General features: G+C 63.8%; 14 protein-coding genes and 1 tRNA gene. 4 read left to right on the forward strand and 11 right to left on the reverse strand.

The features are described from left to right. Positions 1-10: 10 nt before the first annotated feature. The 9 genes from NFH66_RS03285 to NFH66_RS03325 form a co-directional block, all read right to left on the reverse strand. Entirely contained in the window at positions 11-178 is a 168-nt protein-coding gene (locus tag NFH66_RS03285) for a hypothetical protein (protein WP_349608353.1), read from the reverse strand. Positions 179-218: 40 nt separating this feature from the next. Continuing rightward, positions 219-1,178: a CIS tube protein gene (locus NFH66_RS03290; RefSeq protein WP_349608355.1), complete on the reverse strand. Its 960-nt coding sequence runs from the start codon at positions 1,176-1,178 to the stop codon at positions 219-221. Next, a complete protein-coding gene (locus NFH66_RS03295; RefSeq protein WP_349608357.1) occupies positions 1,175-1,672 on the reverse strand; it encodes a phage tail protein in 498 nt (165 codons plus the stop codon). Before NFH66_RS03295 ends, NFH66_RS03290 begins: the two co-directional genes overlap by 4 nt. Next, on the reverse strand, positions 1,665-3,170 hold the full coding sequence (locus tag NFH66_RS03300) for a hypothetical protein (RefSeq protein ID WP_349608359.1): 1,506 nt from the start codon (positions 3,168-3,170) through the stop codon (positions 1,665-1,667). The genes NFH66_RS03295 and NFH66_RS03300 overlap by 8 nt, the downstream gene beginning before the upstream one ends. Positions 3,171-3,180: 10 nt before the next feature. Further along, entirely contained in the window at positions 3,181-3,642 is a 462-nt protein-coding gene (locus NFH66_RS03305) for a phage tail protein (protein ID WP_349608361.1), read from the reverse strand. Positions 3,643-3,669: 27 nt separating this feature from the next. Continuing rightward, on the reverse strand, positions 3,670-5,823 hold the full coding sequence (locus NFH66_RS03310) for a phage tail sheath subtilisin-like domain-containing protein (protein WP_349608363.1): 2,154 nt from the start codon (positions 5,821-5,823) through the stop codon (positions 3,670-3,672). A gap of 21 nt (positions 5,824-5,844) precedes the next feature. Next, positions 5,845-6,636 (reverse strand): hypothetical protein, encoded by a 792-nt coding sequence (locus NFH66_RS03315; RefSeq protein WP_349608364.1) that lies wholly within the window; start codon positions 6,634-6,636, stop codon positions 5,845-5,847. Next, a complete protein-coding gene (locus NFH66_RS03320; RefSeq protein ID WP_349608366.1) occupies positions 6,636-7,223 on the reverse strand; it encodes a Pvc16 family protein in 588 nt (195 codons plus the stop codon). The genes NFH66_RS03315 and NFH66_RS03320 overlap by 1 nt, the downstream gene beginning before the upstream one ends. Before the next feature lie 158 nt (positions 7,224-7,381). Beyond that, on the reverse strand, positions 7,382-8,404 hold the full coding sequence (locus NFH66_RS03325; protein ID WP_349608368.1) for a CNNM domain-containing protein: 1,023 nt from the start codon (positions 8,402-8,404) through the stop codon (positions 7,382-7,384). A gap of 152 nt (positions 8,405-8,556) precedes the next feature. On the opposite strand from NFH66_RS03325, the gene NFH66_RS03330 reads away from it, so the two are divergent. Further along, positions 8,557-8,633, forward strand: a tRNA-Ile gene (locus tag NFH66_RS03330). 115 nt (positions 8,634-8,748) lie between these two features. On the opposite strand, the gene NFH66_RS03335 is transcribed toward NFH66_RS03330, so the two are convergent. Continuing rightward, complete coding sequence (locus NFH66_RS03335) at positions 8,749-9,663, reverse strand: nucleotidyl transferase AbiEii/AbiGii toxin family protein (RefSeq protein WP_349608369.1); 915 nt, start codon at positions 9,661-9,663, stop codon at positions 8,749-8,751. After that, positions 9,653-10,474 (reverse strand): type IV toxin-antitoxin system AbiEi family antitoxin domain-containing protein, encoded by an 822-nt coding sequence (locus NFH66_RS03340; protein ID WP_349608370.1) that lies wholly within the window; start codon positions 10,472-10,474, stop codon positions 9,653-9,655. The genes NFH66_RS03335 and NFH66_RS03340 overlap by 11 nt, the downstream gene beginning before the upstream one ends. 265 nt (positions 10,475-10,739) lie before the next feature. Here NFH66_RS03340 and NFH66_RS03345 point away from each other — a divergent pair, with 265 nt between their 5' ends. The 3 genes from NFH66_RS03345 (at position 10,740) to NFH66_RS03355 (ending at position 15,245) form a co-directional block, all read left to right on the forward strand. Further along, on the forward strand, positions 10,740-12,719 hold the full coding sequence (locus tag NFH66_RS03345) for a type I restriction-modification system subunit M (protein ID WP_349608372.1): 1,980 nt from the start codon (positions 10,740-10,742) through the stop codon (positions 12,717-12,719). 136 nt (positions 12,720-12,855) lie between these two features. Continuing rightward, complete coding sequence (locus tag NFH66_RS03350; RefSeq protein ID WP_349608374.1) at positions 12,856-13,836, forward strand: Abi family protein; 981 nt, start codon at positions 12,856-12,858, stop codon at positions 13,834-13,836. Further along, entirely contained in the window at positions 13,833-15,245 is a 1,413-nt protein-coding gene (locus tag NFH66_RS03355; RefSeq protein ID WP_349608376.1) for a restriction endonuclease subunit S, read from the forward strand. Before NFH66_RS03350 ends, NFH66_RS03355 begins: the two co-directional genes overlap by 4 nt. Positions 15,246-15,557: the final 312 nt, after the last annotated feature.

The raw sequence follows: 15,557 nt of genomic DNA on the forward strand, positions 1-15,557 counted from the left end.
GATCGGTCGCTCAATCCACGGTCAGGCGTTGCTGGCGCTGCCGGATCCTTTCCAGGCTCGCGGCCAGCTCGGCTTCGGTGTTATCCAGCGGCTGCTGCTGGTGTGCCGGCAGCGCCTCGGATGGCTGGGTGACCGGCTCCTGGATATCGGCGATGACTTCCTCGATGACGATGGGCATCTCCCTCTCCTGCGTTGTCCAGTGCGTGACGGTGTGGCCCTCAGTCGAAGCCGACGCCGGCATCCGCGCGGATGACCGGGCCTTCGCTCCCTGCCTCGACGTTCGATTCGACGGCGGCCGCCGTCGAGGCCCTGGCGCCGGCCCCGACACCGAACGCCCCCTCGACCCGGGTGCCGAGGCTCGCGGAGGCGCCGAAGGCAAACGCCGGCGGGGCGGAGAACGCTGCCTTGACGCCGATACCGACAGCGGCGCCGCCTTGCGCCTTGATCCCCAGCGTGGCGCCTGCCGAGGCGCCTGCCGAGGCGCCGGGCACCGCCAGCACCGAGGCGCCGGGCAGCCTCGGGTTCTCGATGCCGTTGTAGAGGGCGGTATCGCGCCAGTTGCCGGGCCCCACGCTGGCGCCGGACACGGGGCTGGCACCCTGGTCGGCCCCGGTGCCGCTGCTGCCGGTGGGGGAGAGCGTGGGCGTGTCCTGCTGCGCCGCGGCGACGCCATCGCTGCGCTGGCGGAACTGGTAGCGGTCTTCCTTCAGGCGCAGTACCACCTTGGCGCGCAGCGGACGGCCCTCCTTGGAGAAGTAGTCGAGGGTCTCCTCGTAGCTTTCCACCATGCCGACGAACTCGAAGCTGCCCCACTGGAACAGGCAGCGCCTGGGCGCTTCCATCTGCTCGCCGGACGCCACCGGTTTCAGGAAGCGCTCGGCGATCTTCTTCGTCTGGTCGCGGACGTCGGAGCCCTGCTCGATATCGTTCTGGGCTTCGCCTTTGCCGGCATCGATGTAGGTGGTATCGAAGAGCAGCTCGAGCGACAGGCTGGACGAGCTCTTGTCGACGAACTGGGCGGCGCGGCTGTTGCCGTTGCGCAGGTTCTCCTTCAGCGTGTTGGACAGCGACACCTTCAGCGACACCGGGTTGAACTGCACGTCGACCGCATTGTCCAGGTCCGGCGTGTTGTTGTTGCCGCTGACCGGTATCAGCTTGCCGCGCTCGGGGTTCATCATCTCGCTGCACTCCCTTCGCCGTTGCCGGCCGCCGCCGGCCGTTCCAGTTCCAGCCCTTCATGCACCAGGTGCAGCTCTTCGATGGCGACCTGGCTGGCGGTGGCGTTCAGGTCGGGGCCCTTGAACTTGGTCGCCATGACGCCCTCCAGGCGCCAGGTCATCACCGGATTCTCGCTCCTGTCCTCCGTGGGGTTGCCCAGCACGATGATTTCCCCGTGCAGGCGATAGCCGTAATTGGAGCCCCGGGTGCTGGCGTCGAACCAGCTCCACAGGTCGTTGACGCTGGTGACGCCTCGCTTGAGGATCATCGGCGCGAACTTGGTGACGCCGCTGCGCTGCAGCTCGCCCCAGTTGCGGCCGCCTTCCTGGATGGCCTTGGGCTCCATGCTGAGCTCGAAGCCGGTGACCTCGCTGAACCGGCCGCTGCACAGCAACTGGTTGTTGTCGCTGCTGTACAGGTTCACCTTGAAGCGGAACGGCACGAATTCAGACATCGTTCACCCCTCCTTGCCATTCGCCCTGGCGGTTGGTGAAGGTGAGGCGGATGCGGTCGATGGGAAAGGCCGGCGCGATCATGATCTCGAAGACCATCACGCCTTCCCGGGTCCGGCTCTCCTCGATGTGGAAGGCCTCCTGGGCCGTCGCCCCGCGCAGCGCGCCGCGTTGCTGCAGCTGCCGGAAGAAGCGCTCGAGCAACAGGCGCGGACGAGGGTCCCGGTAATCCAGGTTGAAGATCAGCTGCTCCCCCAGGGTGCCGAGCTGCCGCCGCAGGTAGCCCAGCAGGCGCATCACTTCCGCCGAACGGTAGCCGTCGAAGCGCCCCGGGGCGCTGGCGCGGGTGTAGTCGTCGGGATGCAGCGCCGGCACCACCAGCCGCTCGTCGTCCAGCTGCACGCGGCCGTTACGCTGTTGCAGCACGCCCACGCCGGGATCGCTGCGCAGCCGCACCTGGTCGACGCTGGCCAACGGCGGATAGGGCAGCCCTGGGCTTTCCAGCGGCTGGCCGGCGATGGAGCGCCAGGGGCCCCGCGCCTGCGCTCGGGCCGCCTGCTTGCCGGCGACCAGCCCGACCGGGCTGAGCAGGTCGAACCCGGGCCCGCGGAGGTAGGGAAACAGGAGTTGCACATGGCGCAGATGGGGGCCGCTGTCGCCGTCGCGGATAGCACGGATCCACTGCAGGGCCTGCTCGTCGAGCGCGGGAGTGTCCTGCTCGCCGCTGTAGGCCAGCGGCAGGGTCAGCAGGCACTGCAGGTCCGGACGGTGCTTCGCCAGCCACGGCAGGATGCCCTGCAGCATGCGGTTGAGCGCCGCCGGCGGGGGCATCTCGCCGAGCGCCACTTCCTCGCTGTAGCGCCGTTCGCGATGATCGTCGTCGAGCCCGGTGCCGCAGGGCACGAAGCGGGGGGCGGGGTTGTCCAGGCGTACCCGGGGGATGTCGGGCAAGCGGGCCGGGACCTGCAGCCGCTCCAGATCGGGAAGGGTGACCGCGCCCAGGGTGGGAATCACCAGCGCGCAGGCCAGCCCCCGCAAGGTGGCGACCTCGTGCAGGCGGGTGTCCTGGGCCGGCAGGAAGCCCGCCTGGCCCTCTTCCTCGGGCACCACGATCACCCACAGCTTCTCGCCGCCGTTGGCGAAGAAATCGTCGACGCAGCGGGGCAGCCAGGCTTGGCGCCCGGCCAGCAGGCTGACGTAGTGCGTGTCGGCGCTTAACGCCTCGGGGAAGATATCGTGGAACTCGGCGCTGGAGCGCAGCGGGATCGGCAGGTGCTGCAATGCCAACACCCGGGCATCGCCGCTGCCGGCCTGGAGCTGATCCACCGCTGCGCCGAAGTCCAGGGCGCGCAGCTCCGCCACGGCGCCATGCAGCGCCAGCAGGCGCTCCAGCCGCACCCGGCCCGGACAGTGGCCCAGCATGGCCACCTCGAGCACCGCGTTGCGGGGCAACGGTGGCCGCGGTGTCAGCGCGATTCGGGAAGCCAGCAGTTCCTGCATGATTCGGTGCCTACTCCTGCTCGATGTGTTCCACCGCCAGCACCAGCTCCTCGATGGCGACGTCGCTGCCGCCCTTGGCGGTCAGCGTGGGGCCGGTCCACTTGATCGGCATGGCGTTGATCAGCTTCCAGGTGACCACGGCGGTGGCGCTGGTCGGGTCCTCGCTCTTGAGCTTGACGGTGACGTTGCGCTTGGCGCCGATGTTTCCGGCCCGCACCTGGTCGAGCCAGCCGTAGATGTTGTCGGCGCCGATGACGCCGCGCTTGAGCGTGACGTCGCCGGCCTTGTGGATGGCGGGAATCTTGGTGACGTAGTTCACCGGCGCGTTGCCGTTGCGATACTCCGCCACCGTGACTTCGGCGTTGAGGCCCGAGACCTCCGAAAAGCCGCCGGCGATATCGCCCTCGGTGCCGTCGTCCAGGTTCACCAGGTAGTTGAAAACGCTGTAGGGTGTCTCACGAAACTGTGCCATGGCGTTGATTCCTCTTCGCTGCGTTCATCAGCTGTCGGCGGTTTTCTGTCCGATGCGGAAGATGACGAACTCCGCCGGTTTCAGCGCGGCCACGCCGACCTCGCACACCAGGCGGCCGTTATCGAGATCGTTCTGGGTCATGGTGCTGCGGTCGCAGCGCACGAAGAAGGCCGTCTTGGCGTTGCCCAGCAGCCGGCCGTTGACCCATTCGTTATAGAGGAAGCTCTCCACGGTGATGCGCACGTTGCTCCACAGCCGTTCGCCGTTGGGCTCGAACACCACCCACTGGGTCGACTTGTCGATGGAGCGCTCCAGGTAGAGGAGGTAGCGCCGCACGTTGACGTACTTCCATTCCGGGTCGCTGGACAGGGTGCGCCCGCCCCAGACCCGATGACCGCGCCCCGGGAAGGAGCGCAGGCAGTTGACGCCCTCGGGGTTGAGCAGCTCCTGCTGGAAGCGGTTGATGTCCTGGGCGAAGCCCAGGGCGCCGATCACCGTTTCGTTGGCGGGTGCCTTGTGCACGCCGTGCTGGACGTCGGTGTTGGCGTAGACGCCGGCGATGAATCCCGCCGGGGGCAGCGCGAGGGTGGTGCTGATGCCGCGCGGGTCCGCGGCCACCACCCAGGGGTAGTAGAGGGCGAGGCGGGAGTCGTCGAAGTTGGCGCGGAATTCGCGCACCTCCGACAGCGACATGCCCTCGCGGCTGTCGACGATGCCGACCCGGTAGCCCATCTTGCGACAGTGCTTCTGCATCTCCGCCACGATGGCCTGGTGGTGGGTGGCATCGGCCGCCGCGGCAGGCGTCATGACGATGGCGATATCCTCGATGTCCTCCAGCGCCGCGAAGCCGGTACTGCCGTTGACCTCGTCGCTGGCGCCGCCGTAGTGCACTGCCGCGGGCAGCTCGCCGTCGCTGCCGCCGCCGAGGGTGATCAGGTAGCGTGGGCCTTCCACGGAGGTCGGGCCGGGGTTCATGGCATCGTCGTCGAACAGTTCGAACAGCGCCGCCATGACATCCTCGCCGCTGATGCTGTCGGCGAGGGTGCACTGCACCGGGCTGGTGAGCTGGTCGTGGCGCTTCTGCGGTTCGGCGGCCAGGACGCCGGCGAGGCTGTTGTCGGCGTCGGGCGCGCTGGAGATGTTGCCGTAGCCGTAGATCACCGGGCCGTTGGCGCCGCCATTGTGCACGCTGATGTCGAAGGTGCGCTGTACCATCATCGCGCGCACGCTGTCCGGCGCCGCCGCCAGGGCCGACAGCTGCAGCGCGATCGCCGTGCCCACGCCGGGGTTCAGGCCGCTGCCATCGACGGTGAAGACGGTGCCGGTGGCATTCAGGGTGCCGCGCAGGGTGGTCAGGGTGCCCCAGTGACTGCCGCTGAAGAAGGCCGAGAGGTCGGTTTCCTCGCTCAGGGTCAGCACCGCCGAGGTGCCGTTGGACAGCGCGCCGCTGGTCGGTCGCTTGGCGACCACCCGGGTGAAGGTGATGCTGGTGTCGACGCCATTGACCAGGCCGGCACCGAGCAGGTGGTCGTCGCCGGAGACCAGGTCGGCGGCGGTGAGGCTAGTGGCGTCGTCCGCGGTGATGTCGCAGAGCCCGTCGACGATGCGGTAGTTGGCGCCGACCCGCTGCACCAGTCCGCGAATGGCCATCGGGAAGTGGGTGGCGGGCAGGGCGTTATTGGCGATGGCCTCGGCCGGCAGGCCCTCGGCCTCGAGGAACACCACGCTGCCTTCCGCCGGCGCGCTGGTGACGGTGGACTGGAGCAGGTTCTCGCTGTCGCGCCACTCCACCTCGAGGGTGAGGTTGCCCATGGCCCCGGGGAAGCGGCTCTGGAAGGTGACATTGTTGCCGCTGTCCGCCGCCGAGGCGAAGCCGTCGGTAGGCAGCGCATAGTTGGCGATACGCGACACGAAGAGCTGCTTGCCGCCGCCGTCGAAGAACGCCTTGGCCGCCATGGCGGTGTGATTGAGCACGCCGTCGCCGCCCAGGGAGAGGTCCTGGACGTCACCGTAGACGCGGGTGAAGTCGGCGAAGCTGGTGACGACCTCCGGCTTGCCGCGCAGTGGACCGAACCGGGTGGGACCCACGATACCCGCCACGCTGGTGCCCACGCCCTCGATGGACTTGGACCGGAAGCTGACCTCCTCGACATAGACCCCCGGCGCTAGATATTCAGGCATGATCTCCTCCTTCGGCTGCGGTCAACTGGGCTGCACGGCCAAATGATCCTTGTTTGCGGATCGGATTGATCGGATCTCACCGGGCACCATAGAGAGCCCGATGGGGTCGGAAAAGGTACCGGCACTGGTGAGGCTCTCCAGCTCCATGGCCGCCAGGTCGCCGGGGTCCAGCGGGGTGTGGGCGCTGGCGCTCTGCAGCGCCGCGACACCCAGGTTGAGGCTGTATTCGGCCACGCCCTCCGGCAGCGGCGGTAGCCGGTGGAGTGGAAGCAGCACGTCGCCGCGGTGATCCGCCTGGGCGGTATAGGTCTGCTGGCCGATGCCGGGTATGGCGACCACGGCGGTCAGCAGCGCCCAGGGCACGACGCGCCCATCGCCGGCGAAGCGCAGCGTCGCGACCAGGCCGCCGGCCTTGCCGAAGCGGGTTCCCAGGGGGCTGGGGTACATCACCAGCCCATGGCCCGGGATCGGGGCGCTGCCGGCGCCCGCCGTGACGGCAAAGGTGCGCGGGTTGTAGAAGCCGCGGCTGTCGTAGGCGGTGCCGGCCAATGTGAAGCTGCCGGCATCGAGGAAGTGCCTGTCCGCTTCGCTAGCGTCGCCGTCGATGATCTCTGCCGCCGACCGCCGCCACAGCGCGGTCTTGCCTGGCGCCTGGCGGACCTGTACGTCGCGGGGCTTGCTGCTCAGCTCGAGCTGGACAGGGTGGGGGAGCCTCAGCATTCGGGCCGGCACTTCTGCCGTGCTGCCGTCGAGCCAGTACAGGACATCGCTGGCGTGCATGATGTGGGTTTCGAGTATCTTCAGGGCACACATCAGAGGCGCCCTCCCGGCAGCACGCGGGTGACCACCTCGGGCCCTTCGGTGCGCTGGGGATTCAGCCGCAGGCGAACGGTCTTGGCGATATAGGCCATGGTGCTGGTATAGGGAGATTCGAAGACGTCCCAGATGCGCATCAGGTCTTCGGTGGTGATGTCCACCGGCGTGATATTGAGGAGCTCCGCCTGCCCCCACTCGGCGTCGATCTCCTGCATGTGGGAAATGTCCAACTGGCTGTGATTGGCCAGCTCCACCATGGCCCAGCTCATCAGGTCCGCCTCGACGGTGGCGCTGTTGGCGTTGGCGATCAGCAGGAAATGCAGGTTGACGGGTAGTTCCGGGCGGGGGGCGCTGTTGTCGGTGCCCTGGGGCTTGAAGAAGCGCGAACGACCATGGTCGTCGATGGTGATCCGGTGCAGATAGATGCCGAGCAGGTTGCCGGTCAGTCGGCTGGCGATATCGCTGCTGCCCAGCAGGCTGACCCGGGCATTGGTCGGCCCGCCGCTCAACTCCCCGGGCAACTGCGCCTTGAAGAATGCCTCCAGCGCATTCAAGGCGCCCTGTACACCCTTGTACGAAGCCATTCAACCTCCTGTCGCGGCGGCATCATTTTTTTTGTACCTAAGCGATAAAGGTAGTCGAAGCCTGTCTCTTGTCGATCTTTATTATGGCGCTATTTATGATGCTATTTATGGCGCTATTGCCGAGGCGGTAAGGGTTTTACACCACACGATACTCGCCATCACGGCGATTCCCGCTTCTTGAGCGACTTGGTCCAGCGCTGGCGAGCGTACTTGCGCAGGTTGGCGACGTTGTCGGTCTCGTCGACGATCTCCTGGCCGAGGATGGTCTCGATCACATCCTCCAGGGTGATCAGGCCCACCCAGGTGCCGTAATCGTCGTAGACCACGCACAGGTGCTGGCGATCCTGCACCATCGCCATGAAGACTTGCTCGACGCTCTCGCCGTCCAGCACCGTCTTGACCGGATGCATCAGCGTCTTGAGGTCGATGTCATCCTTGGCATTGTAGGTGTCGGCCCGGTGCACATAGCCCAGCGCCTGCTCCCCGCCATCCATCACCGGGAAGCGGGTGAACGGGGCGTCACCGCACGCCTCGTCGAATTCCTTCACCGTCATGCCGGCCCGCACCGTCACCGAGACGGTGCGCGGGGTCATCACGCTCCTCACGGTGATGTCGTGCAGGTTGAGGATATTGACGATGACCCGGGTCTCCTCGGGGTCCAGCGCCTTCTCCTCCTGGCCGATCTTCGCCAGTGCCTTGATCTCGCCGCGCATGTCGGTGTCCATGGCGTCCTTGCCGATGCGCTTGGTGATCTGTTCCGACATCCAGATGAACGGCTTGAGGCTCCACACCATGACGTTGAGCGTGGTGGCCAGCATGCCGGAGAGCTGGCGCCAGTAGGTGGCGCCGATGGTCTTGGGGATGATCTCGGAGATGAACAGGATCAGCAGCGTCATCAGCGCCGAGGCGACCCCCAGCCACGCCTCGCCGAACACCACCGTGACCTGGGCGCCGACGCCGGTGGCGCCCACCGTGTGAGCGATGGTGTTGAGCGTCAGGATCGCCGCCAGTGGCTGATCGATATTGCGCTTCAGATCGTTGAGCTTGGCGTGCAGCCTGGGGTTGGTCTCGCGCACCTGGGCCACGTAGCTCGGCGTCATCGAGAGCAGCGCCGCCTCGAGCAGCGAGCAGAGGAAGGAGACACTGATGGAAAGAACGGCAAAGGCAATCAGCAGGAACATGAGGTCTCGCAGGGTGGCCGGGGAGTGTCGCCGCAGGCGGCCATGGCATCTTCGCCGAAGGGCCGCTCCTCCAGCAAGCCGCATAGCTCTGGCCTCGGCCAACGGCATTCGCTATCATACGCCGCGGCGCCAATCTGGCGCTCCCGCCGCAAGGGCCTATAGCTCAGTTGGTTAGAGCAGGGGACTCATAATCCCTTGGTCGCTGGTTCGAGTCCAGCTGGGCCCACCAATTATCAACAAGTTGCGGCACCTTTTCCCCTTCCTTCCGCAGTACTCGACTGCACCTGTCTACATTCTGTCTACGGCGCTCTCTCGGGCCCGGTCGGTCAATTGGCAGAGTGAAATCAGAAAAGCGCTTCCAGCTCTTTTCGCTGGGCCATGTGCTTTTCTGTATTTTGCCTGATCAGTTTCTTCAGGTTGATCAGCTTCCAGCGCACCGCGGGGAGATCGGCAGCCTGCGGGCGGTCAATGGCTGAAAAGTCCGGTTTGCCGTCATGCAGGGTCAGCAGGAAGCGCTTGGTGTCATCATCGAGACGGGAGCGGATATCCGCAACCAACTGCGCGCGAATTTCCAGCAGTTCATCGAGGCTGATCGGAATCTTCGTCATGCCTTCGAATTCTTGCGTATAGGGTTGGTCAATCTCGATGAGGTTCGGGTTCAGCAGTTCATGCGCTGGGCGTGGTGAACCGGCGATATAGACCAGGAAGGTGCGGAAGAGGTCGCCGGTCAGGCCTTCATGATCGTAGAGCAGCTTTACGTCATAGAGGTCTCGAGGGTGCTGGCGGTCAACGGCCGCATGCAGCTTGCCCGCAAACAGGTCTTCAAACGAGACGACCTGCATTTCCGCATAGCCGAATTCATCCTCGACAGCTGCCGATACCGAACGGAGTTCAGGGTTGTGCACGACACCGCGTGCGACAGGTGAGGTTTCGATCTTGATCTCGGCACCGCCAAGACGTGCCAGTAAACGGGTGGCACCACCGCCGCCGCCTTCGATGCATTGTGCCGTTGCGCCCCTGATGCCGCGCTCGATGGCAGAGGCAATGCGCCCCATCGCTTCCTTGATCTCGGCGAGGCTTTCGGCACGGTCCTTGATCGGCAGATAGGTCAGGTCGATATCGACCGACAGGCGTGGCAGATTGCGGTAGAACAGATTGATGGCCGTCCCGCCTTTCAGGGCAAAGGTGTGCTCTTCGGCAACATGGGGAAGGATACGCAAAAGCAGGGCGACCTGTGCTTCGTAATCTTCACGCGCCATGGGCTGTTTCCGTTATCGCAAATGCTTCCGGCACCACAATACGGTAGCGCGGGTGTATCCTGCCGCCCTTGACCAGAGCGCGGTCGCCGCTTCCAAGGTGGTAGTCCTGCGGGTCGAGGCGTTTGCGCCACGGGTGGTTGTGGCGGTCGGCAAAGACGAAGAACAGCCGCTTGACCTTGATCTTCCTGCAGCTGTGCAACAACGCCGACAGGGTGCGCGGGCGCAGGGTCGTCAGGCTTTCAAACACCATGTCGAGGTTGTGGAAGCTCTCGTGGTCGGGCAGCTCATCCATGACTTCCAGTACCGCTCGTTCGGGCGATGACATCCTCAGTTGCCAGTTCCAGGGCAGGGTGCTTTCGGCCTTGGCGTTACCCTTGGTGAGGCCGAGCGCCGGGTCGGAGAAGAGGAGCGTGGTACGCGTGACCAGCGGGGCATTCAGCGGTAGCCGGCGCATCCAGCTCGGTATCGTTTCGCCATATACCCAAACCGGAGCGTTGCCGCCCAGGGGGAGATAATGCCCATGGCCTTGCAACGCGAGCGCTGTCATGCCGCCGAGGTGGACCTGATACTTCATGATGTGCTGTATCGAGAGCAGGCAGGTCTTCCAATCGACGGTATCGGGCTTTCCCGTACCCGGCGCCGGACGCAGGAAGACGCCGCGCGTCACGCGCACCAGCCAGCCGTGATCGACATACTTGCGAGCGAGAAAGCGGCTGACCCCATAGCGTTGCAGCCAGCCAGAATCGACCAGGAAGCCGGGAGGAACGGCTTTCAGGGTGCTCTTCAGCTTACCTTCTTTATGTGCACTCATGGTTCACAATTTAGCATTTCTCCAAAGAGATTCCCACAAACCTACTTTTTGATTTATTGTTATTGTGTACTTTTAGTACACTAAAATTGAAGATTTCAAAGAAGGTGAGGGGCCGTCCGCCCCTCCCCGGGTGGACCAGGTGCCGGGTTCACGCTCCGTCGGGTTGGCGAGGGTCCCGCAGCCTGGGCGACTTCGTGGCCATCCCCTCGCTGTGTATGATGTGCCCATCGATTTTCATCAGATTCAGCACACGCGGGGAAGCATCGTGAACACGGAGAGTCACTCTCAACTGGCGGCCTTCATCTGGTCCGTGGCGGACCTGCTGCGCGGCGATTTCAAGCAGTCCCAGTACGGCCGTATCATCCTGCCCTTCACCCTGCTGCGGCGCCTGGAGTGCGTGCTGGAGCCCACCAAGGCCGATGTGCTGGCCGCGGCCCACGCCCATCAGGCCAAGCCCGAGGCGGTGCGCGAGAAGCTGCTGCTGCGCGCGGCGGAGCAGCCCTTCTTCAACGCCTCACCGCTGGCTCTGGGCACACTCTCCGACACCCAGACCGCCGACGACCTGATGAGCTACGTGCAGTCGTTCAGCCAGGACGCCCGGGAGATCTTCGAGCACTTCGAGTTCGAGGGCTTCGTCCAGCAACTCTCGGCCAGTAACCTGCTCTATCAGGTGGTGCAGCGCTTCGCCGCCATCGACATGAGCCCCCAGCGGCTCACCAACTACGGCATGGGGCTGGTGTTCGAGGAGCTGATCCGCAAGTTCGCCGAGAGCTCCAACGAGACGGCGGGGGAGCACTTCACCCCGCGGGACATCGTCCACCTGACCACTTCGCTGGTGCTGACCGGCCAGGACGAGAAGCTACGCCCCAATGGCATTGTCACCGTCTATGACCCCACCGCGGGCACCGGCGGCTTCCTCTCCGAGAGCGACGAGTACATCCAGCAAGTCAGCCGGGACGTCACTGTCTCGCTGCATGGCCAGGAGCTCAACCCAGAGTCCTACGCCATCTGCAAGGCCGACATGCTGATCAAGGGCCAGGCGGTGGAGCGGATCAAGCTCGGCAACACCCTCTCCGACGACCAGCTGGCTGGCCAGCACTTCGACTTCATGCTCTCCAACCCGCCGTTCGGGGTGGAGTGGAAGAAGGTGCAGAAGGCGATCACCGACGAGCACAACCACAAGGGTTATGAGGGCCGCTTCGGCCCCGGCCTGCCGCGCGTTTCTGACGGCTCGCTGCTGTTCCTGATGCACCTGGTGAGCAAGATGCGCGCCCGCCAGGATGGCGGCTCGCGTATCGGCATCATCCTCAACGGCTCGCCGCTGTTCACCGGGGGCGCCGGCAGCGGCGAGTCCGAGATCCGCCGCTACCTGCTGCAGCATGACCTGGTGGAGGCGATCGTCGGCCTGCCCACCGACCTGTTCTACAACACCGGCATCGCCACCTACGTGTGGATCCTCTCCAACCACAAGCCCGCCGAGCGCCGCGGCCAGGTGCAGCTGATCAACGCCACCGGCCGGGCCAGCAAGATGCGCAAGTCGCTCGGCAGCAAGCGCCAGTTCGTCGCCGACCGCGACATCGAGGAGATCGTGCGCCTCTATGGCGCCTGCCAGGAGAGTGAAGAGAGCAAGCTGTTCCCGGTGGAGGCCTTCGGCTACCGGCGCATCACCGTGGAGCGCCCCCTGCGCCTCAACTTCCAGGCCTCCCCCGACCGCCTGGCCTTGCTCGATGACGAGAAGCCGATTCAGAGGCTCATTGATGCCGAGCGCGAGGCCCTCAAGGCCGCCTGCGCCACCCTGGACCCGGAGCAGCTCTGGACCAACCGAGACGCCTTCACCAAGGCGCTCAAGGCCGCCATCAAGGGCGCTGGCCTGAAGGTCGGCGCCCCGCTGCAGAAGGCCATCCTCAGTGCCCTATCCGAGCGCGACCCGGAGGCGGATATCTGCCTGGACAAGAAGGGCAACCCCGAACCCGACACTGGCCTGCGCGACAACGAAAACGTGCCGCTGGATGAGTCGGTGTTCGACTACTTCGAGCGCGAGGTGAAGCCCCACGTCCCCGACGCCTGGATCGACGAGGAGAAGCGCGACCCGCTGGATGGCCGTATCGGCATCGTCGGCTTCGAGATCCCCTTCAACCGGCACTTCTATAAATTCACGCCACCGCGCCCGCTCGAAGAGATCGACGCCGACCTCAAGGCTTGCACCGACCGTATCAAGCAGATGATCGAGGAGCTGTCGGCATGAGGAAGGGCGCCGTTCAGCCTTGTCTTGTACTGTCATTGACAATGAAAGAGTCATGCCCTAGAATGCCGGGTAACACACCCGCCATGCCTCTCATTGAAGCACACTTTGGCGGGTTTTTTGTGTCCGGAGGTCGAGCATGAGCGACTTCCACAAGCCTGCACACAGCATTGACGAGCAGATCGCGACGCTATGCAGCCGTGGCCTGGCGATACCCGACGAGGCTCGGGTGCGTCACTACCTAGCCAATATCAGCTACTTCCGCCTTTCAGCCTACACGCGTCCCTTCTACCAGCCAGGCCTCCAGGAGCATCGATTTCTGGAGGGCTCTTCTTTCGAGGATGTGCTGAGGCTCTATGTGTTCGACCGTGAACTCCGCCTGCTGCTGCTTGATGCCATCGAACGGCTCGAGGTCGCGCTACGCGCTCAGTTGACAAACACCCTGGCCGAGCACCATGGTCCCCACGGCTATCTGGATCCCGGAATCTTCGACACCCGCTACAACCATGGGTGGCTGTTGGAGAAGCTGGAGAACGCGGCCAAGGGACGAGATATCGAGACCTTCCTGGCTCACTATCGCAAGAAGTACCGCTCAGCCCCCAATCAGCCGCCTATCTGGATGGCGGTGGAGCTGCTGACTTTCAAGGAAGTCTCGACCCTATTGGCCAACCTACGGCTGCCCAAGGATACCCAGCGTATCGAGCGCCATTTTGGCTGGAAGATGCGGGTGCTGAGATCCTGGTTTCGCAGCCTGTCCGATCTGCGTAACGTCTGTGCCCACCATGGCCGAGTGTGGAACCGCGAATTCGGGAGCCGTCCAGAGATGCCGAAGAAGGTTCCGGCCGGCTGGCCGAGTATCCCTAGTAGCATCGAGACGGGCTCTAATGAGCACCCCGAGCAGCGTCTCGACCCGAGACGGCGGCTATATCTCCAGCTCGTGGTGATCGAGTCGCTGATGCAGGTCGTGTCACCCACCAGCCAGTGGGCCGAGCGGCTGGTGACACTACTGGATCACTACCCTCAGGCTTCACGCCCACATATGGGCTTCCCCGGGCATTGGGACACGGAGCCTTTTTGGCGAGAAGCAGTGATGAACGCAAGGGAGGGGGGAAAGGCATGAGTTTTCCGAAATACCCCAAATATAAGGACTCCGGCGTTGAGTGGCTGGGGGAGGTGCCGGCGCATTGGGTGGTCGGGCCGTTACGGTGGTATGCAACCATCCAGGGAGGAGTCGCCAAGGGGAAAAGCTACTCCAATGATACGCCCACGGTTGACCTGCCATATCTGCGTGTTGCCAACGTGCAGGACGGGCATGTCGATCTCTCGTCAGTCAACACTGTGACAGTTGCGTTATCCGAGGTTGACCGCTATCGCCTTCAGCCCGGCGATGTCTTGATGAATGAAGGCGGAGACAACGACAAGCTTGGGCGTGGGACTGTCTGGGAGGGAGATATTGCTGACTGTCTTCACCAGAACCATGTTTTTGCAATTAGGCCGAATCAGTATTTATTGCCCTACTGGCTGTCCATGTTCACTCGCACCAGTGCAGCCCGGTCCTACTTCTATCTGTATTCCAAGCAGAGCACCAATCTGGCCTCCATTTCATCCAGTAACGTGATGTCATGTCTGCTGCCTCTCCCCCCAGTAGGAGAGCAGCGCCAAATATTGGGCTTTCTCGACCGCGAAACCGCCCGCATCGACGCCTTGGTAGCAGAGCAGCAGCGCCTGATCGAGCTGCTCAAGGAGAAGCGCCAGGCGGTGATCTCCCATGCCGTCACCAAGGGGCTGGACCCTGATGTGACGATGAAGGACTCCGGGGTGGAGTGGCTGGGTAAGGTGCCGGCGCATTGGGAAGTTGGGCGCGTGAAGAATGTAGCCTCATTCATAACTTCTGGTCCGCGGGGCTGGTCTGATTATCTTACCGAATCTGGCGAGGAGATTTTTGTTCAGAGCGGTGACCTAGATGATCATATTGGCGTCAACTTTGAGAATGCGAAACGTATACGCTCTCCCATGGGTGCTGAGGGAGCCAGGACTCGAATAAACTGTGGTGATGTGCTTGTTTGTATAACCGGCGCCAACACAGGGCGAGTAGCAGTATCCGACCTCCCGCCAGTCTCAGCTTTCATAAATCAGCACCTGTCTCTTGTTCGGCTTAATCAGGTTAATGCTTTACCTGAATTTGTGGGCTATGCGCTGTCTTCAGAATCAATTCAGTCGTTTTTTAGGGTGGAGCAATATGGTTTGAAGGAAGGGCTAAGCCTGAGCGACGTTGCTGATGCCCCTTTGGTGCTTCCTCCGAAATATGAGCAAGAGCTGGTAATTAAGTACCTAAAAGACCAGACCCAGCGCCTGGATCGTCTAGTTATAGACGCAGAACGATCTGTTGAATTGCTCCAAGAACGTCGATCTGCCCTGATCTCCGCGGCCGTGACCGGCAAGATCGACGTTCGCGGGTGGCAAGCCGATCAACAATCTGAGCAGCCTGAGATATTGATGGCCGCTGAGACGCGGGCCACCTACGGCTAAGGCAAGGAGGCTATTGATGAAGTTTGAAACCTTGGAGGCCGGGCGCTGGGTGTCACAATGGACGAGGCAGTACTGGACAGCAGCCAGCTGCCCCCCGAAAAGCGTGATGACTGGCAGGAGGTGCAGAACTATGTCCAGGCGATCAACGAAGCGGTCGAGGGGCTGGATGCAGGGGGTGCGTGGCGAGCACAAGTCGCCCGGGGAGTTCCGTGTCAGCCAGAACTGGATCGGCGGGAGCAGCCTGGCCGATGCCGCCTTCATTCCGCCTCATCCCGATGAAGTGCCAGAGTTGATGGGAGATCTGGAGCTCTT

The sequence above is a fragment of the Halomonas sp. H10-9-1 genome (assembly GCF_040147005.1).
In the GTDB taxonomy this organism is placed as follows: Bacteria; Pseudomonadota; Gammaproteobacteria; order Pseudomonadales; family Halomonadaceae; genus Halomonas.

What these genes read in the sequence shown, in the direction of transcription:
- NFH66_RS03285 (WP_349608353.1), bottom strand. Translation starts at nt 178, where the DNA reads ATGCCCATCGTCATCGAGGAAGTCATCGCCGATATCCAGGAGCCGGTC.
- NFH66_RS03290 (WP_349608355.1), bottom strand. Translation starts at nt 1,178, where the DNA reads ATGATGAACCCCGAGCGCGGCAAGCTGATACCGGTCAGCGGCAACAAC.
- NFH66_RS03295 (WP_349608357.1), bottom strand. Translation starts at nt 1,672, where the DNA reads ATGTCTGAATTCGTGCCGTTCCGCTTCAAGGTGAACCTGTACAGCAGC.
- NFH66_RS03300 (WP_349608359.1), bottom strand. Translation starts at nt 3,170, where the DNA reads ATGCAGGAACTGCTGGCTTCCCGAATCGCGCTGACACCGCGGCCACCG.
- NFH66_RS03305 (WP_349608361.1), bottom strand. Translation starts at nt 3,642, where the DNA reads ATGGCACAGTTTCGTGAGACACCCTACAGCGTTTTCAACTACCTGGTG.
- NFH66_RS03310 (WP_349608363.1), bottom strand. Translation starts at nt 5,823, where the DNA reads ATGCCTGAATATCTAGCGCCGGGGGTCTATGTCGAGGAGGTCAGCTTC.
- NFH66_RS03315 (WP_349608364.1), bottom strand. Translation starts at nt 6,636, where the DNA reads ATGTGTGCCCTGAAGATACTCGAAACCCACATCATGCACGCCAGCGAT.
- NFH66_RS03320 (WP_349608366.1), bottom strand. Translation starts at nt 7,223, where the DNA reads ATGGCTTCGTACAAGGGTGTACAGGGCGCCTTGAATGCGCTGGAGGCA.
- NFH66_RS03325 (WP_349608368.1), bottom strand. Translation starts at nt 8,404, where the DNA reads ATGTTCCTGCTGATTGCCTTTGCCGTTCTTTCCATCAGTGTCTCCTTC.
- NFH66_RS03335 (WP_349608369.1), bottom strand. Translation starts at nt 9,663, where the DNA reads ATGGCGCGTGAAGATTACGAAGCACAGGTCGCCCTGCTTTTGCGTATC.
- NFH66_RS03340 (WP_349608370.1), bottom strand. Translation starts at nt 10,474, where the DNA reads ATGAGTGCACATAAAGAAGGTAAGCTGAAGAGCACCCTGAAAGCCGTT.
- NFH66_RS03350 (WP_349608374.1), top strand. Translation starts at nt 12,856, where the DNA reads ATGAGCGACTTCCACAAGCCTGCACACAGCATTGACGAGCAGATCGCG.
- NFH66_RS03355 (WP_349608376.1), top strand. Translation starts at nt 13,833, where the DNA reads ATGAGTTTTCCGAAATACCCCAAATATAAGGACTCCGGCGTTGAGTGG.